Below are 18,518 nucleotides of genomic sequence, written 5' to 3' on the forward strand. Positions count from 1 at the left end.
GGCGGGAACGGGAAAGGGGTTTTCGGAGCAGGAACCCCCGGGTCGAGCGGGCCGGGCGGTCACTCGAACGGGGCGCGGCCCCGCTGGAAGAGTCGGCCGTCGAGCCCGACCCGGTCGGTGTCGACGGTCCCCGAGACGGCGACGATATCCCCGTCGGTCGTTATCTGGACGTCCCGGAGGGCGTCGACGTCCTCCGCCTGGGACCGCATCAGTTCCGCGTCGCGGTCGCGGAGGCTCACCCAGCGCGCGGTCGTGGTGTCGCCCGAGACGGCGTAGCTGAACGCCTCGCCACCGTACTCGTCCGAACGGCGGCCCGTGAATCGGATCTCGGTCGCGTCGTCGAAGCCGACCGTCCGCAGGAACTCGCGGACGTCGTCGGGGAGATCGCTCGAGTACGACGACCTGCTCGTGGCGTTCTCGACCAGCGTTCGCGCTCGCGATTCCCGTCGGGCGTAGATGCTCGCGGCCTCGCCCTCGCGGACGGCACCGTGGTTGCTCCGGCTGTACGTCACGAGGTCGAAGTTCCCGGCGGTCCCGTAGGAGCTCCCCGGTAGTGTCGAAGGGAACGCCTGGAGGGCAGCCAGGCGGTGGGCCGTCTCCTGGTCGAAGCGCCCGGCGTTGACGAGGAGCTTCGGGACGTCGGCGTACGGGTTCCCGACCCGGAGCGAGTGGTCGAGCGCCGCTGGCTCCAGGTCGACCGCGACGTCGCCCTCGACCAGTTCGCCGTCGAGGACGCGGTCGACGTCCTCGGGGCGGACCGACGGGTGGAGGTGGGCGGCGTCGGCGTGGAGGCTCGACGGGGACCGATACGAGACGTCGAGGAAGGCGAGCTCGCCGGTCTCGTGGTTCGCCGGCGCGTAGATCCACCGGCGGGCTGCCGCCTCCGGGGACCGTCCGCCGAGGGGGCCGTTGCAGCCAGCGACTGTCGCGGCCGTCGCGCAGGCCGTGCCAGCGAGGAACGCCCTTCGGGACGTCGGTTCTTTCATACGCGACCCTCGAACGAGACGGATGTAAGTGTTTTGACCTGTCAGACGTCGCTTCGCACGCGTTTTACCGCTCGGGCGTCAACACCGTCCCATGACTGACCCTGCTGACGTCGACGTGACCCTCGTCGACGGCTACGTCGACGAGCCGGCGCACTTCGGGGTGCCGCCGTACGTGTCGACGTACCCGCGGTACACGGCGGGCGCGCTCGTCGACGCCGGGGTCCCCGAGGCGAACGTCACGTACCACACCATCGACGAGTTGCGCGAGGACCGCTCGAAGTGGCTGGACGTCGAGGAGGCGGACCTCATGGTGTACATCGGCGGGATGACGGTCCCCGGGAAGTACGTCGGTGGGACGCCCGCGGAGCCGGACGAGGTCCGCGAGCTCGCGTGGACGGCGAACGGGACGAGCGTCATGGGCGGCCCGGTGCGGTTCGGCGTCGGCGAGGAGAACGCTGGCGCGACGGAGACGGAGCGCAAGAACCTCGACTTCGACTTCCTGGCGATGGCGGACGTCGAGGCGGCCGCGTACGACCTCGTCCAGAGCGGCTTGGAGGGGTTCAACGACCGGTACCGCGACGTCGCGGAGGTCGACCGGTGGGCGAGCCGGGGCGCGTTCGTCGTCGAACAGCACCCGAATCATCCCCAGTACCTCATCGCGGAACTGGAGACCTCCAGGGGGTGCGCGTACCGGTGTTCGTTCTGCACGGAGCCGATGTACGGCGACCCGGACTTCCGGACGCCCCCGAGCGTGGTCGGCGAGGTCGACGCGCTCTCGAATCGGGGCGTGAAGCACTTCCGCATCGGCCGGCAGGCGGACATCCTCGCGTACGGCGGCGACGGCGAGAAACCGAACCCGGAGGCGTTACGGCAGCTCTACGGCGGCATCCGCGAGGTCGCGCCCGACCTGGAGACGCTGCACCTCGACAACATGAACCCCATCACGGTCGTGAAGTGGCCGGAGCTGTCCCGTGAGGGCATCCGCATCATCGCGAAGCACAACACGCCCGGGGACACGGCCGCGTTCGGCCTGGAGTCGGCGGACCCGGTCGTCCAGGAGCAGAACGAACTGAACGTCACGGCCGACGAGTGCTTCGAGGCGGTCCGCATCGTGAACGAGGAGGGCGGGTGGCGGCCCGGCGAGGAGCCCGGAACGGGGCCGTCGACGGACGTCGCAACCGGGGCAGATGCGGTCGCGTACGGCCGCGGCGACGAGAGCGGGTCGTCGAGTCCACGCCTCCCGAAGCTCCTCCCCGGCATCAACCTCCTGCACGGCCTCGACGGGGAGCGCGAGGAGACCTACGAGCTGAACAAGCAGTTCCTCGAACGCGTGCTCGACGCCGGCCTCATGCTCCGTCGCGTGAACATCCGGCAGGTGATGGCGTTCGAGGGCACCGACATGGCCGAAACCGGGGCGAGCATCGCGCTCGACCACAAACGCCAGTTCAAGGCGTACAAGCGCGAGGTCCGCGAGACCGTCGACAACCCGATGCTCCAGCGCGTCGCCCCCGTCGGCACCGTCCTCCCGGACGTCCACTTCGAGTACCATCAGGACGGTCGGACGTTCGGCCGCCAGCTCGGCACGTACCCGCTCCTCGTCGGGATTCCCGGAGAGCGCGAACTCGGCGCCGTGCGGGACGTCGCCATCGTCGACCACGGGTATCGCTCCGTGACGGGCGTCCCGTACCCGCTGGACGTGAACGCCGCGAGCATGGACGAGTTGACCGCGATTCCCGGCATCGGGTCCGGGACCGCGGGCGACGTCGTCGTGAACCGGCCGTACGAGTCGACCGACGACCTGCCCGTGGACGCCGACGTCGGCCTGGAGGGATTCGCGACGGTCGACGACGGGCCACGCCACGGCCAGCCGTCGCCCTGACCCGCGAGAACCCGGGAACGCGAAACCATCGACCTCGCGGTTCCGGGGCTGGCGGCTGCGTGGGTGGGTCTCCGGCAAAGTTACGCCGTCGTTGGCGGTAGTTCTAAGGTGTCGCCGCTGCCAGGTACGGACGAGGGTTCACTGTGGAAATATCTGATAAGCTCTTGTGTCTGTTCAGCGCCGAAGTGACCGACGACGGCGACTCCTATACGGTCGAGATTCCGAAGCGAGAGGTCGAACGTGGGACCGTCGCTCCCGGCGACACGTATCGGGTCGCGCTCATCGAACGCGAGCGGTCCGCGTCGAGCGACGACAGCGGCGACGAGCCGTCGCCGTCCGAGCCACAGCCGCCGGTCGAACGCGGCGAGACCCGGTACGTGGAGATCGAGGACATCGGGAAGCAAGGTGACGGTATCGCTCGCGTCGAACGCGGGTACGTCATCATCGTGCCGGGCGCCGACGTCGGCGAGCGCGTGAAGGTCGAGATAACGGAGGTCAAGTCGAACTTCGCGGTCGGCGAGATACTCGACGAGGAGTTCTGACCGGCGCGCGTCTCGTTTCGCGACCGACTCTTTTTTGCGTTAGACGCGTCTAAATTCTCGTGAGCGAATGTTGAGTGACGTGATGGAGGACTACCTGAAGGCGATCTACGAGCTACAGGACGAGCACGACCCGCCGGTGGCGACGTCCGCAATCGCCGAGCACCTGGACGTCACCTCGCCGACGGTGACGAGCATGGTCGAGAAGCTCGCCGAGCGCGGGCTCGTCGACCGCGAGAAGTACAAGGGCGTGGAGTTGACCGAGGAGGGGCGGACGGTCGCGCTCGAGGTCCTCCGTCATCATCGACTGCTGGAGACGTACCTCACGGAGCACCTCGAGTACGACTGGACGGAGGTGCACGACGAGGCGGACGTCCTCGAGCATCACATCAGCGAGGAGTTCGAGCGTCGGCTCGCGGCCGCGCTCGGTGAGCCGACGGTCGACCCGCACGGCGACCCCATCCCGAGCGCGGACCTGAGCGAGCCGGAGGCGACCGGCAACACGCGGCTCGCGGACCACGACGCCGGGGACGTCGTGGAGGTCGCACGCGTCAGCGACCGGGACGACGAAGAGCTCCGCTACCTCCAGAACGCCGGTATCACCCCTGGGACCGTCGTCGAGGTCGTGTCGGTCGCGCCGTTCGGGATGGTGACGGTCGCGGTCGGTGACGCCGAGCAGAGCCTTCCGGAGGCAATCGCTGCGTCCATCGAGGTCCGCGACCCCGACGGCGACGCCGGCGAGAGCGAGGGCGACGACGCGCGCGAGGGGAGCGATGACGAGGACGACGCGCACGAGGGCGACGAGCCGGAGGACGGTGACGGCGTCGAGAACGACGAGGTGCTCGATGCGTGAGTGCGGTCCCGTTCTGGGAGCTCGTCGTCATCGCGCTCGTCGCACAGTTGACGGTCCTCCCCGGTGAGAAGGTCCAGTTCATCATCGCGGGACTCTCGACGCGGTACAACCCGCTCGTGGTGGTCGCGGCGGCAGGGAGTGCGTTCGCGCTGTGGACGGTCGTCGAGATACAGGTCGGGGGCGTCATCCAGCAGGTCCTCCCGGGCGTCTGGCTGACCGTGTTCACGGGCGCGATGTTCCTCGTGTTCGCGGTGCTCCTCTACCGCTCCGCGCCGGAGAAGGGGCAGTCCGCGAGCGAGGCAGCCGTCGGTGCGGAGACCGACGGCGGCGTCGTGCAGGACGAGGACGCGGGCGGGCTGCTCGCGGGCGACGCCGACGACGTCACCGTGTTCGGTCGCGAGGTCCCGAACGCGCTCGGCGGGTTCGTCCCGATATTCGCGATGATGCTCACGGGCGAGTTCGGCGACAAGACCCAGATCATCACCATCACGCTCGCCGCCGAGTACGGTGCGCGCGCCGGCATCTGGGTCGGCGAGATGCTCGCCATCATCCCCGTGAGTATCGCGAACGCGTACTTCTTCTACACGTTCAGTCACCGGTTCGACGTCCGGAAGGCGCACTTCGTCGGCGCGGGCGTGTTCGCGTTCTTCGCGTTCGACACCGCGCTCGCGCTCGTCTTCGACGTATCGCTCTGGGAGCGGTTCGTCGCCGCGGTCACGGCCGCGGTCGCACCGCTCCTCGACGCGGTCGCAGGCGTCCTCCCGGCCGCGCTCGCGGTCGCACTCTGACGCCAGCAGACCACCGCCAACTCGCGTACGGTTCGACGACGACCCGTGCACGGGTCGCCGACGACGACGGACTTTTCGGGCGGTCGCTCCTACACCAGCGAGAATGGTTTCACTCGTCGCGACGCTCGCACTCGGCGTGGTGTTCGGGCTCGCACTCGCCGCCCCACCGGGACCGATGAACGCCGTCATCGCCCAGGAGAGCGTCGTCCGCGGCTGGCGAGCCGGTGCGAGTGCCGGCCTGGGTGCGTTCACCGCAGACGCCGCGTTCTTCGTCCTCGCCGCGGTCGGCGTCGTCGAGTTCGTCGAGACCGCACCGATGCTGAAAGCCGCGATGGTCGCCGGCGGTGGCGTCCTCATGCTGTACTTCGCGTACGGCGCCATCGGGGACGTTCGCGACGGCGCCGCGTTCGGCGTCGACCCCGCCGCGACCGACGGCGAGCAGGCTGTGTCGCGCGTCGACGCGGACAAGCGCGGGTTCACGAAGGCGTTCGCGCTCGCCATCACGAACCCCTACCAGATCGTGTTCTGGCTGACCGTCGGCGTCAGGATGCTCCAGCCGGGGACCGTCGACGTACTCTCGCACACGCCCTACGTCGGCGGGTCGCTCGACGGCGTGCTCGTCGTCACCACCGGGAGTCCCGCACTCATCGCCGGGTTCTTCCTCGGCATCCTCTGCTGGGTCGGCGGGTTCCCCGCGTCGCTCGTCGCCGCCGGTAGACGCGTCGACGACTTCGCGCCAGCCGTCGCCGGCGCGAGCGCGCTCGTCCTCGCCGGGTTCGGCGTCGTCTTCCTCTACGACGCCGCCGGAACCCTCCTCTGAACGCACGAACGAATCTCGGAGACCAACGCCAGCGGCAGCGGACGTCGCCGGCTCCCTAGCGCAGGTCGACGTCGTGCTCCTCGACGTCCATCTCGGCGACCTCGCCCTGCAGCCACTCGCGGAACCACTTCACGCGCTTGAGTCGCTGGTGCGCGATGGATTCGGCGGTGTCGGACTCGATGCGTTCCACGGCGTCCTCGCCGCGGTCGAGCACGCGCTCGACCATCTCAGCGCTATCCATGTGCGTCCGCGCCTCGTACCCCATCCGGAGGAGCATCAGTGCCGTCCCGTTCGCGCCGACCTTGTCGAGGATGTCCGCCTCGATGAGGCACTGCGTCTCCATCGGGAGGTCGCCCAGCTCGTCCTGGTACGAGTGGAGTTCGATACTCCGACAGACCTCGTCCACGAACGACGTCGGGAACGACCCGCGCGTCTCCAGGTACTCGCGAGCGACCCTCGCGCCCTCCTCGGCGTGCACGTCCTGGTCCGCGTCGAGTTTCGCGATGTCGTGGAACAACGCCGCGACCTTCGTCACGTCCACGTCCGCGCCCTCCCGTTCCGCGATCTTCCCGGAGAGCTCGACGACGTTCAGGATGTGATTGTAGCGGTACTCCGCGGAATGCCACGGATACCACCGCATCCGGCCGCCCTCCTCCTCGTTCTCGACGCTCGCCGCGAGGTAGTCGTACACGAACTGCTTCATGTCCGCGAACTCCTCGTCGGTGACGCGCCCTTCCTTTATTTCGACGCCCACGCGTTCCCACCTCGAAGAAGAACCGCAATCGAACTGTGCTTGGTCATTGTTGTCTCTAAAAACGCCCGTTCAACTCTTAGGCGTTTCGACACCCCACACTTACGTTTCACGGCGTCCTCCGAGCGACCGTGACCGAGCGACGTTACCTCGACGATTCGAGCGTCCGTGAGTTCGCGGCGACCGTCACCGACGTCCGCGACGACCGCGTGGTGCTCGACGCGACGCAGTTCTATCCGACCGGCGGCGGGCAACCGCACGACACGGGCGTGTTTCGAACGGAGCGCGACGAGTTCGACGTCGTCGACGTCCAGTTGACGGACGAACTCGAACACCACCTCGACCTCGACCTGGATGGCGACGGCGAGATAGCGGGCGACGAGGCGCTCGACCTCGCCGTCGGCGACGACGTCGTCGGCGTGGTCGACGACGCGCGCCGGACCGCGCACTCGCGGTACCATACCGCCCAGCACCTCCTGTCGGCTGTCCTCCTCGACGAGTTCGACGCGCGAACGACCGGGAACCAGCTCTACGAGGACCGCGCGCGCCTGGACTGCGAGCACGACCGCTTCGACGACGACGACCTCGCGGTCATCGAGTCGCGGCTCCGCGACCTCGTCGACGCGAACGAGCCCGTTCGCTGGTACACGATGGATCGCGACACCGCCGAGCACGAACTGGATACCGACCGGACGCGCATCGACCTCCTCCCGGACAGCATCACGGAACTCCGCATCGTCGAGATCGGCGGCGACGGCCCGCGCGGGCACTGCGACCGCGACGACGCCGCGGGCGACCCCATCGACCGCACGGCGTGCGCTGGCACGCACGTCACCGGCACCGGCGACGTCGGCGACCTCACCATCACGGGTCGCGAGACAGCCGGGAAGGGCGAGGAGCGCGTCCGGTTCGAACTCGAGTGACGACGCGGGGGTCCCGACGGTACGGCGAAGCGAGCGTCTGCGCGGGGCCACTACGCTTATTCGTCGATAAACCAACCTCGAGACGATGCGTAGACGTACGGCGCTCGGCGCGCTCGGGGGCGTTCTGGGGACGGCCGGCTGCCTGCGACTGGATTCGTCAGAGGGAGCGACCGCGACCGACGGAGAGACCGCCACGGCTGGCGCGGCGACGACGACGCGCGCGGACGCCACGGCGACCGATGAGGAGACGACGGCGGATGGATCGACGACGGACGAGTCGAACGGGGGTAGCGTGGTGGACGCCAGCGGCAGCGTCCCGAGCCACAGCTACGACCCGGCCAACACCGGGTTCGCGGACGTCACCGGACCGACCTCGAAGCCCGAGGTAGCGTGGGAGACGTCGGTCGCGAGCGGCGATGACCCTCGCCTGATCGTCGGGATGCCGACGCTGGTCGACGGGACGCTGTTCACGTCGACGAGGGAGGGCCTGGCCGCGGTCGCGGCCGGCTCCGGCGAGGTCCGCTGGCGCGGGAGCGCGGGCCAGGCCGGGACGCCCACGGTCGCCAACGACCGCGTGTTTGCGGGCGGATACGGCGCGACGGCCGCGTACGTCGCCGAGAGCGGCGACGGCGTCTGGTCGCGCGATTGGCGAACGAACGGCGTGACCGTCGCCGGCGGCCTCGCGTTCGTCGCGTCCGGGGACGGGCTTCGGGCGGTCGATCCGGCCTCCGGCTCCGTCGCGTGGGAGGCGCTCGCGGGAATCAGCGTCGGGAGCGCGCCCGCGGTCGGCGACGGCCGCGTCTACGTCGGGACCCGCGAGGGGTCGGTGCGCGCGTTCGACGAGGCGTCGGGCATCGAACGCTGGCGCGTGGACGTCGAGGGCGAGTACGGCTACTTCATCGCGTCCCCGACGTACGTCGACGGCGTCGTCTACGCGAGCTCGGAGAACAAGACGTGCTACGCGATCGACGCCGCCTCCGGGTCGGTGCTCTGGGAGTACTCGGCTACCGGTGGGATGAACCCGACGCAGGCCGTCGCCGACGGCACCGTCTACGTCGGGCACGACGGCAGGGCGGTGGAGGCGCTGGACGCCGAAACCGGCGACGTCCAGTGGACGGGCGACGCAAACACCGGGCCGATTACCGTCGCGCTGACCGTCGACCGGAACCAGGTGTACGCGATGGACGACGCCGGCCTCCTCGTGGCTTACGAGCGCGACACGGGCGACGTCGCCTGGCAGTACGGCGTCTCGCGCAGCCCGTCCCGGAGCGCGCCCGCGGTCGTCGACGGCCGCGTGTTCGTCGGCGGCGGCGGCGGGAGGCTGTACGCGCTCACCGCCTGACGGTCGCAGTGGGGTCGGCCGACGGTCGTGGCCGCTACGGGCCCGCCCACCGAGCCTGCCCGAACGGTCCTGCGACGCGCTCACACAACCGAACGTTTTCACGGCCGCCACGAGCACGCTCGGGTATGAACATCAAGGACGTCCTCCCGCGGGACGCCATCCCGAGCGTGGACGACCCGACGTACGAACCGGTGAGCGAGTACGCGGGCGACCCCGGGGACGAGGTGGTCGTCGTCGACAGCGTCGCGTCGGCGGCGCGACGAGCAGACGGAACCACGAGCGGCGGTTCCGTCGACGGCGATCCAGCGCGCGCGTTCCCCATCCGGTACCTGCACTACCACGAGATCTGTAACGCGGTCGTCGACGGCGAGCCGGTTGCGGTGACGTGGTGTCCGCTCTGCGGGAGCGCCGTCGTCTACGACAGGACCGTCGCGACCGACGACGGCGAACGCGTCCTCGAGTTCGGCGTGAGCGGGAAGCTCGCGGACGACGACCTCGTGATGTACGACCGCGAGACCGAGAGCGAGTGGAAGCAGTCCACGGGGACCGCCATCGCGGGGCCGCTCGAAGGCACCGACCTCGACCTCCTCCCGGCGGCGATGACCACCATCGAGGCGTTCCGCGACGCGAACCCGGACGGCGAGGTACTGGCCGCGCCGGGTGGCGAGAGCGAAGCGGCGAGCGACACGGACGAGCCCGCACCCGTCGACTACGACGAGGCGCCCTACGAGTCGTACTTCGAGATGGACGGGTTCGGGCTCGGCGCGCACCGCGGGACCGGCGACGGCCGCGAGTGGGAGCGCGACGACCTCGCCCCGAAGGAGGTCGTCATCGGCGTCGAGCGCGACGGCGACGCGCTCGGGTTCCCACTGGACCGACTGGCGGCGAACGGGAGCGTCGCGCACGCGACCGTCGGCGACCTCGACGTCGTGGCGTTCGCGACCGCAGACGGCGTGCACGCCTACGAGAACCCCGGCTTCGAGTTCGAACGAACCGTCGAACCGGACACGTACGTCGCCGACGACGCCCGCTGGACGGGCGCGACCGGCGAGAGCGACGACGGCCGGACGCTCGACCGCCTCCCGGCCCGTCGCCTGTTCGCGTTCGCGTGGCAGGACGACCACGGCCCAGACGCCTTCTGGACGCCTTAACCGGCGTCAACACGGTCGACAGCGCTCAGAACGGTATCTCGTCGAACCCGGCGGACGCCGCGTCCGCGACGTCGAACACGAACTGCTCGGAGCCCTCGATACCTCGCCCTTCCCCGAACACCTGCTGGGTGTACGCGACTCGCGCCACGTCCACGCCGGCGGGCAGTTCCTGGCAGATGACGACGCCGTTGACGCGCGCACCCGCCTCGACCTCCATGTCGCCGCCCTTCCAGCGCGGCGGGAGTTTGTCCGCGTGCGGCCGAAGGTGCGTCGCGCTCTCGTACATGTAGCCGTCGGTCCCCACGAACCGCGCGTGCTGGTGGCCGCGCCACGGCAACCGCCGGTCGCTCGTGTTCCGCACCTCGAAGAACGCGACCGTCCGTCGCGTCCCGTCCGCGCGATGACTCGCCACCACCGGCGCCAGGTCCATGTTCTCGACGACGCCCCGGAGGACGACCGTCATGTGCTCGCCCTCCTCGAAGAGCCCGCGGGACTCGTCCCACCCCATCGAGCCGTCGAACCCGGTCGCGCCACGTCCCGCCGTCCACTCGGAGGCACCCGCGCTCCCGGTGGCCGTTCGCGTCCCGCCGTCTGCGGCGCGCTCCCGTTCTGCCTCCCCGGACACCACGGCCTCGTACGCACGACGCACCCGCATGAACGCCTCGCGACTCCCACCCTGGTCCGGGTGATACTCCTTCAGCAGCGAGCGGTACCGTCGCCGCACGACGCTCTCGTCGGCGTCCGGCTCCACCCCCAACACGGTGTACGGATCACCCATACTATGCACATACAGGAGAACCGTACAAAAGTATCTTTCTACCGGGCCGGGCTCGAACGAATCGGCGGCCGGGTCGGGTCGGAACGACTCGAATCACCCCCGCAATGCCGACGACGGTCGACCGTGACCGTCGAATCAGTCGTCGTCGCCGCCCTTCATCTGGGACAGCTGATCCACGAGCTCCTCGTTGGACATCTCGGACTCGAAGGAGACGTCGCCGTCGTGCTCGGACTCGTGCACGTTCACCGCGTCGTCGTCGTCGAAGTCTGTGTTGTCGTCCTTCTGTTCGGACTCGTCGTAGCTACCAAAACCCATACCTGAAACGTGGGGGAGGCCCCCGGAAAAACACCCCGGTATCGTCGCCACCACGACACGCGCTCACGCCCCACCCTTGGCACGCTCACAACCCACCCATCGCGTGCTCACGACCCACCCGCGACGCGCTCGCACCATCACGAACCCCCGGGAACGCAGGACGTATTCGCCACCACCCCCTAGCTGTTGCATGGACGAGTGGGTCTGCCGGACGTGCGGCGCAACCTACCACGAGGAGACGACGCCGTGCCTGCAGTGCGCGAGCGACGACGTCCGCCACGTCGACGACGACGACGTCGAGGACTACAGCATCGACGCGGTCGCCTTCCGCTGTCCGAACTGCGGGAAGACCGTCCCGAAGCACACGCCGCCGTGTGACCGCTGCGGGAACATGCAGTTGGAGACCGTTCGCGGCGACGACGTCGACGACAGCGAGAGCGCGCTCCCCGACAGCTGGTTCGACCCCCAGGGACCGCTCTACGGTACCCGCCAGACGCTCTGGACGCTCGCGACGTACACGCTCGGCGCGAGCGCCATCGCCGCGTTCTTCACGTTCGCCGGCGGCGGGAACGCCGCCACCTTCGGCGGCGGCCTCCTCCGGCTCACGCTCGCGCTCTTCGCGCTCGAGGTTCTCCTCATCGCCGGAAGCGTCGCCTTCGACCACCTCAGCACTCGCGCCGAGAGCTGAACCGAACCCGCCGCGAACACCCACCCAGCGCAACCGCTCGTCGTCGTCGCCACGAACCACAGAAGACCGCTCCCTCCGCCAGTGGAGGGTTCCTCAGTTCGAGATCGTATCGCACTGCCAGCCGGGGTCGCGTCCCGTCTCCTGGAGGAGTTCGGACCGGCACGCCGGACAGATCTCCGGTTCCTCGCTCTCCGTTCGCGGGACGTACACCGCGCCGCCGCATTCGCCGCACGCGTCGGCTACCACTGTCACGCAGTCCGCACAGACGTTGAAGTCGTCTACGGTGAGATCACGCAGCCCTTCGAGTTGTTTGTCCAACAGGTACTCGTCGATGGTCGCCTGACAGTTCTGGCACGATTGGAACACGGTACACCACAACGCATGACACACCCCCGTATAGGCCTTCCGGCCACAGCAAAACACACCACAGCACCAACTCAAACCTCAACTAGTGCCGATCCCCCACAGTAACTGCTAATCGGTCTGGATTTCGAAACACCGAGGTGTAGATCAGCCACAGTCTAGTTAAGCATCTCCGCAACTGGCGTGCGTCCATCGAGCGGCCGGTACGGTCGCTGGTGGCTGTAGTAGTGCATGCACTGTGTATGCGACGTCGAGTACCAGCTTCGTCTCGACGTCGATTGCAGCGTACAGCCAAGACTACTCGCCGTTGTTCTTGACAGCGGTCTCATCGACGGCGATCCGCAACGGCTGCGCCGTCGGCGGGTCGGACCCGCGGTCAGCGATTCGATGCACCCAGTTCCAGACCACCCTATGAGACCGTTCGACGACTAATTCCGCGAGAATCATATCTTTCTCTCTGACCGAACAACCAGTCTGATGGGGCCGGACAGCGAACGCCCTGACGGGCGTCGCTGTCCGCTCGTTCTCCCAAACTTCATCTAAATCGGTGTCGTAGCTCTCCCTGAGCGAGTCTCCGAGCATCTTGGTCGATTAACTCAACGGCCTGCTCGTTCCTCAAACTCCCTCAACTAGACAGCGCCTTTAAGTATATATGCGTATAATATGTCATTTTTTTATTTTTAAATAGTATAATAAAGAAATTGCGAATGTAAGGTTTGTGGCAGTCAGCACGTGCCTCATATATGACCAAGGATTATTAAGTATATACATCTGATATCCGTATATCAGGAACGCTGTAACATTCGCTGCAATAAACGCATTTCGGGCGCTAAAAAGCACATATTCCCTGTCCATGATTCCAATAGGAACTACAGCTATTTAATCGTGACAGCTAGGTTCTACATAGATGAGTGGCGTTGAGAATATCGTAGGCTGATAAATACAAACATCAAACATAACGTTATCACAATCTTTCCCCCTTGATTCGAATTCTCTTTTAGCGGTGTCATAGAGGAAACACCCACTTTGTTGAGTAACTTCTGCCAGAGTAGCGTATGCCATTACTTCATCACCGGGGAGAGGACTTGCTAATGTGATAGCAGTGCCGCCTGCAAGCGCCAGTCCATCGAGGACATAACAAACGTCATTTCCAGAGATTGTTGCCACATGTGATCCCTTATGACAGGATCCATTACCTAACGTAGTGATGGGGTCCTCTGCGCTAGAGATGAGTGAGTGAGATTCAGGAGCGCTAAGTTCATTTTGCTCGACAAGGAAATAGTTATATTCGGAGTTTGTATCATTTGAACCTTGTATAGATACACCCGAAGAGTCAGCAAAACGGATTCCAACAACAGGTTCGTCGTACGCGTTGAAGCTCACAGAGATCTCGGCTTCCTGTCCGCTTTCCCTCGACTCGAAATTATAACTAATAATAACAATTTCGTCTTCAAGCATCTGTCCAGAGCGTTTTAATCCTGACCTTCCTCCAAAGACTGTATACCCTCTTTCAGATACTTCTGAAACTGCTGTCTTAAAGTCTGACAGGTTCCGTGTTTTATTTGCGTGACGGACTTCCCGATGCCGGCTTAACTCTTCGTCTTGTAATATGGGCTCGTCTTTCTCACTTGCTGTTGAGAGACCAGATATGGCAGACAGAGCACTGACTCCACCAATACCTTTCACAATATTTCGACGACTGAATCCATGGCGTTTTGCCATAGTAAATTACCAGTGGTCGCTAAATAAAAACCTGTTGTATTGTAAGTTTTTACTATTTCCCATACATACTTAAAACATTTAATGCTGTATTCTGATTCGGAGGGGTCCGAAAGCTAGAAACTGTGATTCCTATCCATTGATGACATTGTAGGCTCTTGGGGTGTCATCACAGCTGTACAAGAAAAAACATCAAAATGCGAGTAGTCCCGAGCGGATACCGAACCACGGTCGCAGCAAGCTGCTCCCTGCTTCGAATCCGCCTGTGGACTATCCGCTGCTCACGTTCGCTCCAGGTGGCAACCTCCCGAGCGGATCCGAACCACGGTCGCAGCAAGCTGCTCCCTGCTTCGAATCACGCGATGGGCGACTCGCTCGTCACCTACGTTCCTCGCGAGTAGTCCCGGGCGGATTCGAACCGCCGTCAATGGCTCCAAAGGCCATTATGATTGGCCACTACACCACGGGACTGCAGTCGGACGTTCCGCGTGGAGTGTAAAGAGGGTTACCTTCCGTCGCTACTGCTGGAGGTGGTCGCCGATGGTGTTCCGGAGGATCTCGCTCGTCCCCTCGTAGATCTCGTTGAGCTTCGCGTCCCGGTAGAAGCGCTCCGCGGGGAAGTCCTTCGTGTACCCGTAGCCGCCGTGAATCTGGATGCCTTCGTTCGCGACCTCGCGGCTGATCTCGCTCCCGTAGAGCTTCGCTTGCGCGGCGTCCTTGATGTAGTCCTCGCCGCGGATCTTCTTGTCCGCGGCCTTGTGCATGAGCATCTTCGCGGCCTGGACCTTCGTGTCCATGTCCGCGAGCTTGTGCTTGATGCTCTGGAACTCGCCGATGGGCTGCTCGAACTGCTCGCGTTCCTGCGCGTAGTCGAGCGCCTCGTCGAGCGCTGCGCGAGCGATACCGACCGAGCGCGCAGCGATCGTGATGCGGCCACCGTTCAGCGTCTTCAGCGCCTGCACGAACCCGCGACCTTCCTCGCCGAGCATGCGGTCCTCGGGCACGTAGCAGTCGTCGAAGCGGAGTTCCGCGGTCGGACAGCCCTTGTCGCCGAGCTTGTCCTCCGTGCCCTCGACGATGAACCCGTCGTCCTCCTCGGGGCGCACGACGAAACTCGAGATGCCCTTGTTCCCCGCGTCGGGGTCGGTCTTCGCGAACACCGTGATGGTGTCCGCGACCGAACCGTTCGAGATCCAGAGTTTCCCGCCGTCGATGACGTACCCGTCACCGTCCTTCTCCGCGGTAGTGTCCATCGCGGGGACGTCACTCCCGGCCTGCGGTTCGCTGAGCGCGAACGCGCCGATGTCGTCGCCTTCCGCGAGCGGCGTCAGGTACTCCTCCTTCTGGGCTTCGTCGCCGAACTCGTAGAGCATGTTCCCGGCGAGACTGATGTGCGCGGCGACGACCGTCCCGAGTCCGCCGCTCCCTCGCGAGATCTCCTCGATACCGATCGCGTAACTGTGGTAGTCGAGGCCGGCCCCGCCGTACTCCTCGGGGAACGGCATCCCCATCAGGCCGAGGTCGCCCATCTCGTCGACGAGGTCGCGCGGGAACTCGTCGCGCTCGTCGATCTCGGCGGCCTGGGGCACGACCTCCTCGTCGACGAACTCCGAGACCATGTCCCGGATCTGTTTCTGTTCCGCGGAGAGACTGAAGTCCATACGCGAACGGTAGGAGGGGCGTTCCTTTACTTTTCCCTTCGCGGACCGCGGAACGCGCGGTCGCCGGAATCGCGCACCAGGATAGGCCTCGCGGCGGACGCGGCGGCGCGTGGGTCGTCGGGGGACGTGCCACGCGTGGGACAACTTCTATTGTCGCCGACAGCGTAGGGACGGGCATGTACGTCCGGGACGCGAAGAACAGGGACGAGGTCTGGTTGCTCGACCGCATCGAGGAGATGGGGCTCGACGACACGGCGTTCCGGTCGCGGGATTACGTCATCGCGGTCGACGAGGGGTCGAACGCGAAGGCGGGGTTCGGTCGCATCCGCGTGCACAAGGCCGCGGAGCGCGAGCGCACGCAGAGCGGGCGGACCGACCGGGCGCCCGAGGACGTCTGCGAGATGACGAGCATCGGCGTGCTCGATGGCTGGCGCGAACAGGGCGTCGGCGCGCACGTCGTGGAGCGTCTCGTGGAGTACGCGAGCGACGAGGGGTTCGAGGTCGTGTACGCGTTGACGGACGAGGCGAGCTACCTCGCGCAGTTCGGGTTCGAGACGATGGCCGCCGAGGAGTTACCGGAGGCGCTCGCGGAGCGTCTCGAGGAGAAGCGCGAGGCGGTGGCGCCGGGCGCGACGCCGATGCGGCTCGCGGTCGAGTCGTTCTCGGTGCCGCCGCGGTTCCGCGAGCGGTTCAAGACCGCGAACGAGGACGAGGAACCACCGGACGCGGAGGATTCCGCGGAGGACTTCGGTATCGACGAGGAGACGGCGACGTACAAGTACGACACGGGCCGGTAGCGGTCGTGGACGGCCGTCGGCATGCGTTCAGAATTGGGTGTCTCTCCGCGGGTCGTCGTCCTCGTCGTCGTAGCGGTCCTCGCCGATGTCGCGGATGAACCCGTGCTTGAAGCCGATGTACCCGAGGAGCGAGATGGCGAGGATCGGGGGCAGGATCAGGAAGCCCCAGAGCGGGTCGAGCCCCCAGAAGAGGAGGAGAACGACGTCGGCGACGCCGATCGCGATGAACGGCGAGATGTAGAGCGCGGCTCGCGCGCGACTGGTGCCGGCGTGGTTCTCGCTCGTCGGGAGCGCGTCCATACTCGACCCTCGGGGGTGGAGTTCCAAAAGTACGCTGGTCGACGCGTCGAACCGCGACGCGGCCGCCGTCGCGGCGACGCGACTGCGCTGCCGTGGGCGTGAACGGTCGGGAACTCGTCGACGTTGCGTTATCGCGGTGATTTATGGCGTGGGTGACCGACGGTTCTGGTATGTTCGACCAGGACGACCTCGAAGCGATACGGGAGGGACGCGAGGACTGGGAAGAGTCCGAAGTTGACCCCGTCCTGGACCGCTTCGGTGAACGAGAGGACGAGTTCACGACGGACACGGGCGGCCACGAGGTGAAACGGCTGTACACGCCGAACGACGTCGCGGACCTCGACTACGACGACGACCTCGGGTTCCCGGGCGAGGAGCCGTACACGCGCGGCGTGTACTCGACGGGGTACCGCGGGCGCCTGTGGACGATGCGCCAGTACGCGGGGATGGGGACCCCGGAGGAGACGAACGAGCGCTTCAACTACCTGATGGACGAGGGCCAGACGGGGCTGTCGATGGCGTTCGACCTGCCGACGCAGATGGGTCGGGACAGCGACCACGCGATGTCCGCGGGCGAGGTCGGGAAGTCCGGGGTCGCTATCGACACGCTCGCGGACATGGAGACGGTGTTCGAGGGCATCCCGCTCGACGAGGTGTCGACGTCGATGACGATCAACGCTCCCGCGAGCGTGCTGCTGGCGATGTACATCGCGGTCGGCGACCAGCAGGGCGTGGATCGCGAGGAGTTGCGGGGCACCATCCAGAACGACGTGCTGAAGGAGTACATCGCGCGCAACACGTACATCTATCCGCCTGAGCCGTCGATGCGCATCATCACGGACATCTTCGAGTTCTGCGCGGAGGAGACGCCGAAGTTCAACACGATATCCATCTCGGGGTACCACATCCGCGAGGCCGGGTCGACGGCGGCCCAGGAGCTCGCGTTCACGCTCGGTGACGGCATCGAGTACGTGAAGGCGGCGCTCGACGCTGGCCTGGACGTCGACGAGTTCGCGCCCCAGCTCTCGTTCTTCTTCAACGGGCACAACAACATCTTCGAGGAGGTCGCGAAGTTCCGCGCCGCGCGTCGGATGTGGGCGACGATCATGGAGGAGCGCTTCGACGCAGAGAGCGAGAAGTCGAAGCAACTGAAGTTCCACACGCAGACGGCGGGGTCGATGCTGACCGCGCAGCAGGTGGAGAACAACGTCGTCCGCGTCGCCTACCAGGCGCTCGCGGCGGTGCTGGGTGGCACGCAGAGCCTGCACACGAACGGGAAGGACGAGGCGCTGTCGCTCCCGACGGAGAAGTCGGTGCGAACCGCCTTGCGGACCCAGCAGATTCTCGCGCACGAGTCGGGTGCGGCGGACACCATCGACCCGCTCGCGGGCAGTTACTACGTCGAGAGCCTGACGGACGAGGTCGAGGCGGACGCGTTCGAGATACTCGACGAGGTCGACGAGCGCGGCGGGATGCGGGAGGCCATCGAGTCCCAGTGGGTGCAGCGCCAGATCCAGGACGTCGCGTTCGACCGCCAGGAGGAGATCGAGGAGAAGGAACGCATCATCGTCGGCGTGAACGAGTTCCAGGTGGACGAGGAGCCCGAGATGGACATCGAGGAGGTCGCGCCCGAGGAGGAGGAGAAGCAGGTCCGGAACCTCGAAGCCGTGAAGGAAGAGCGCGACGACGAGGCCGTCGACGCGGCGCTCGCCGCGCTCGAGGACGCGGCGGCGGGCGACGAGAACGTGATGCCGTACATCGTCGACGCCGTGAAAGCGTACGCGACCGTCGGCGAGATCTGCGACGTCATGCGCGACGTCTTCGGCGAATACCAGCCCGGGAGTGCGCTGTGAACTGACTCCACG

Annotated in this window: 19 protein-coding genes, 1 tRNA gene and 1 pseudogene; 11 read left to right on the top strand and 10 right to left on the bottom strand. The window is 66.2% G+C overall.

The window, feature by feature from the left end; all coding sequences use genetic code 11:
• Positions 1-59 precede the first annotated feature (59 nt).
• Positions 60-986, bottom strand: coding sequence for a hypothetical protein (locus VYJ16_RS00685; RefSeq protein WP_336348400.1), 927 nt, complete (start codon positions 984-986; stop codon positions 60-62).
• A 91-nt stretch (positions 987-1,077) separates the two neighbouring features.
• Here VYJ16_RS00685 and VYJ16_RS00690 point away from each other — a divergent pair, with 91 nt between their 5' ends.
• The 5 genes from VYJ16_RS00690 to VYJ16_RS00710 all read left to right on the top strand — a co-directional run bounded on the left by VYJ16_RS00690 (position 1,078) and on the right by VYJ16_RS00710 (position 5,865).
• Positions 1,078-2,865 carry a radical SAM protein gene (locus tag VYJ16_RS00690; RefSeq protein ID WP_336348401.1) on the top strand — a complete coding sequence of 596 codons (1,788 nt, stop codon included), beginning with the start codon at positions 1,078-1,080 and terminating at the stop codon, positions 2,863-2,865.
• 143 nt (positions 2,866-3,008) lie between these two features.
• The gene (locus VYJ16_RS00695) at positions 3,009-3,407 is read left to right on the top strand and encodes a TRAM domain-containing protein (RefSeq protein ID WP_336348402.1); all 399 of its coding nucleotides are present in this window, start codon (positions 3,009-3,011) and stop codon (positions 3,405-3,407) included.
• A 67-nt stretch (positions 3,408-3,474) separates the two neighbouring features.
• Entirely contained in the window at positions 3,475-4,257 is a 783-nt protein-coding gene (locus VYJ16_RS00700) for a metal-dependent transcriptional regulator (protein WP_336348403.1), read from the top strand.
• Positions 4,254-5,045, top strand: a complete 792-nt coding sequence (locus tag VYJ16_RS00705; RefSeq protein ID WP_336348404.1) for a TMEM165/GDT1 family protein — start codon at positions 4,254-4,256, stop codon at positions 5,043-5,045. The genes VYJ16_RS00700 and VYJ16_RS00705 overlap by 4 nt, the downstream gene beginning before the upstream one ends.
• Positions 5,046-5,184: 139 nt before the next feature.
• Complete coding sequence (locus VYJ16_RS00710; protein WP_379761969.1) at positions 5,185-5,865, top strand: LysE family transporter; 681 nt, start codon at positions 5,185-5,187, stop codon at positions 5,863-5,865.
• A gap of 55 nt (positions 5,866-5,920) precedes the next feature.
• Here the strand turns inward: VYJ16_RS00710 and VYJ16_RS00715 are convergent, their stop codons facing one another.
• The gene (locus VYJ16_RS00715; RefSeq protein ID WP_336348406.1) at positions 5,921-6,619 is read right to left on the bottom strand and encodes an HD domain-containing protein; all 699 of its coding nucleotides are present in this window, start codon (positions 6,617-6,619) and stop codon (positions 5,921-5,923) included.
• 128 nt (positions 6,620-6,747) lie between these two features.
• Here VYJ16_RS00715 and VYJ16_RS00720 point away from each other — a divergent pair, with 128 nt between their 5' ends.
• From VYJ16_RS00720 to VYJ16_RS00730, 3 genes are all read left to right on the top strand, one after another.
• On the top strand, positions 6,748-7,539 hold the full coding sequence (locus VYJ16_RS00720) for an alanyl-tRNA editing protein (protein ID WP_336348407.1): 792 nt from the start codon (positions 6,748-6,750) through the stop codon (positions 7,537-7,539).
• Between the two features lie 85 nt (positions 7,540-7,624).
• Positions 7,625-8,881: an outer membrane protein assembly factor BamB family protein gene (locus tag VYJ16_RS00725; RefSeq protein WP_336348408.1), complete on the top strand. Its 1,257-nt coding sequence runs from the start codon at positions 7,625-7,627 to the stop codon at positions 8,879-8,881.
• A gap of 125 nt (positions 8,882-9,006) precedes the next feature.
• The gene (locus VYJ16_RS00730; RefSeq protein ID WP_336348409.1) at positions 9,007-10,032 is read left to right on the top strand and encodes a DUF3179 domain-containing protein; all 1,026 of its coding nucleotides are present in this window, start codon (positions 9,007-9,009) and stop codon (positions 10,030-10,032) included.
• 25 nt (positions 10,033-10,057) lie between these two features.
• On the opposite strand, the gene VYJ16_RS00735 is transcribed toward VYJ16_RS00730, so the two are convergent.
• A complete protein-coding gene (locus tag VYJ16_RS00735) occupies positions 10,058-10,810 on the bottom strand; it encodes a J domain-containing protein (RefSeq protein ID WP_336348410.1) in 753 nt (250 codons plus the stop codon).
• A 135-nt stretch (positions 10,811-10,945) separates the two neighbouring features.
• Entirely contained in the window at positions 10,946-11,125 is a 180-nt protein-coding gene (locus VYJ16_RS00740; RefSeq protein WP_336348411.1) for a DUF5786 family protein, read from the bottom strand.
• 190 nt (positions 11,126-11,315) lie between these two features.
• On the opposite strand from VYJ16_RS00740, the gene VYJ16_RS00745 reads away from it, so the two are divergent.
• Positions 11,316-11,813: a hypothetical protein gene (locus VYJ16_RS00745; RefSeq protein ID WP_336348412.1), complete on the top strand. Its 498-nt coding sequence runs from the start codon at positions 11,316-11,318 to the stop codon at positions 11,811-11,813.
• A gap of 93 nt (positions 11,814-11,906) precedes the next feature.
• Here the strand turns inward: VYJ16_RS00745 and VYJ16_RS00750 are convergent, their stop codons facing one another.
• The 5 genes and pseudogenes from VYJ16_RS00750 to VYJ16_RS00770 form a co-directional block, all read right to left on the bottom strand.
• Positions 11,907-12,179 carry a DUF7571 family protein gene (locus VYJ16_RS00750; protein WP_336348413.1) on the bottom strand — a complete coding sequence of 91 codons (273 nt, stop codon included), beginning with the start codon at positions 12,177-12,179 and terminating at the stop codon, positions 11,907-11,909.
• A gap of 180 nt (positions 12,180-12,359) precedes the next feature.
• A pseudogene (locus VYJ16_RS00755) lies at positions 12,360-12,758 on the bottom strand (IS6 family transposase); the annotation flags it as partial.
• 297 nt (positions 12,759-13,055) lie between these two features.
• Positions 13,056-13,898, bottom strand: coding sequence for a hypothetical protein (locus tag VYJ16_RS00760; protein WP_336348414.1), 843 nt, complete (start codon positions 13,896-13,898; stop codon positions 13,056-13,058).
• 395 nt (positions 13,899-14,293) lie between these two features.
• Positions 14,294-14,366: transfer RNA gene (locus VYJ16_RS00765), tRNA-Gln, on the bottom strand.
• 47 nt (positions 14,367-14,413) lie between these two features.
• Entirely contained in the window at positions 14,414-15,556 is a 1,143-nt protein-coding gene (locus VYJ16_RS00770) for an acyl-CoA dehydrogenase (RefSeq protein WP_336348415.1), read from the bottom strand.
• A gap of 176 nt (positions 15,557-15,732) precedes the next feature.
• On the opposite strand from VYJ16_RS00770, the gene VYJ16_RS00775 reads away from it, so the two are divergent.
• Entirely contained in the window at positions 15,733-16,353 is a 621-nt protein-coding gene (locus VYJ16_RS00775) for a GNAT family N-acetyltransferase (protein ID WP_336348416.1), read from the top strand.
• 27 nt (positions 16,354-16,380) lie between these two features.
• Here the strand turns inward: VYJ16_RS00775 and VYJ16_RS00780 are convergent, their stop codons facing one another.
• Positions 16,381-16,653 carry a DUF8142 family protein gene (locus VYJ16_RS00780; protein ID WP_336348417.1) on the bottom strand — a complete coding sequence of 91 codons (273 nt, stop codon included), beginning with the start codon at positions 16,651-16,653 and terminating at the stop codon, positions 16,381-16,383.
• Between the two features lie 170 nt (positions 16,654-16,823).
• Between VYJ16_RS00780 and VYJ16_RS00785 the strand changes: the two genes are divergently transcribed.
• The gene (locus VYJ16_RS00785) at positions 16,824-18,506 is read left to right on the top strand and encodes an acyl-CoA mutase large subunit family protein (RefSeq protein ID WP_336348418.1); all 1,683 of its coding nucleotides are present in this window, start codon (positions 16,824-16,826) and stop codon (positions 18,504-18,506) included.
• The last annotated feature ends 12 nt before the right edge of the window (positions 18,507-18,518 follow it).

Origin of the sequence: Halorubellus litoreus (genome assembly GCF_037081675.1) — an archaeon.
Lineage (GTDB): Archaea > Halobacteriota > Halobacteria > Halobacteriales > Natrialbaceae > Halorubellus > Halorubellus litoreus.

Coding starts and splice junctions, on each gene's coding strand:
- VYJ16_RS00685 (WP_336348400.1), bottom strand. CDS start 986: ATGAAAGAACCGACGTCCCGAAGGGCGTTCCTCGCTGGCACGGCCTGC.
- VYJ16_RS00690 (WP_336348401.1), top strand. CDS start 1,078: ATGACTGACCCTGCTGACGTCGACGTGACCCTCGTCGACGGCTACGTC.
- VYJ16_RS00700 (WP_336348403.1), top strand. CDS start 3,475: ATGTTGAGTGACGTGATGGAGGACTACCTGAAGGCGATCTACGAGCTA.
- VYJ16_RS00725 (WP_336348408.1), top strand. CDS start 7,625: ATGCGTAGACGTACGGCGCTCGGCGCGCTCGGGGGCGTTCTGGGGACG.
- VYJ16_RS00730 (WP_336348409.1), top strand. CDS start 9,007: ATGAACATCAAGGACGTCCTCCCGCGGGACGCCATCCCGAGCGTGGAC.
- VYJ16_RS00735 (WP_336348410.1), bottom strand. CDS start 10,810: ATGGGTGATCCGTACACCGTGTTGGGGGTGGAGCCGGACGCCGACGAG.
- VYJ16_RS00740 (WP_336348411.1), bottom strand. CDS start 11,125: ATGGGTTTTGGTAGCTACGACGAGTCCGAACAGAAGGACGACAACACA.
- VYJ16_RS00745 (WP_336348412.1), top strand. CDS start 11,316: ATGGACGAGTGGGTCTGCCGGACGTGCGGCGCAACCTACCACGAGGAG.
- VYJ16_RS00760 (WP_336348414.1), bottom strand. CDS start 13,898: ATGGCAAAACGCCATGGATTCAGTCGTCGAAATATTGTGAAAGGTATT.
- VYJ16_RS00770 (WP_336348415.1), bottom strand. CDS start 15,556: ATGGACTTCAGTCTCTCCGCGGAACAGAAACAGATCCGGGACATGGTC.
- VYJ16_RS00775 (WP_336348416.1), top strand. CDS start 15,733: ATGTACGTCCGGGACGCGAAGAACAGGGACGAGGTCTGGTTGCTCGAC.
- VYJ16_RS00780 (WP_336348417.1), bottom strand. CDS start 16,653: ATGGACGCGCTCCCGACGAGCGAGAACCACGCCGGCACCAGTCGCGCG.
- VYJ16_RS00785 (WP_336348418.1), top strand. CDS start 16,824: ATGTTCGACCAGGACGACCTCGAAGCGATACGGGAGGGACGCGAGGAC.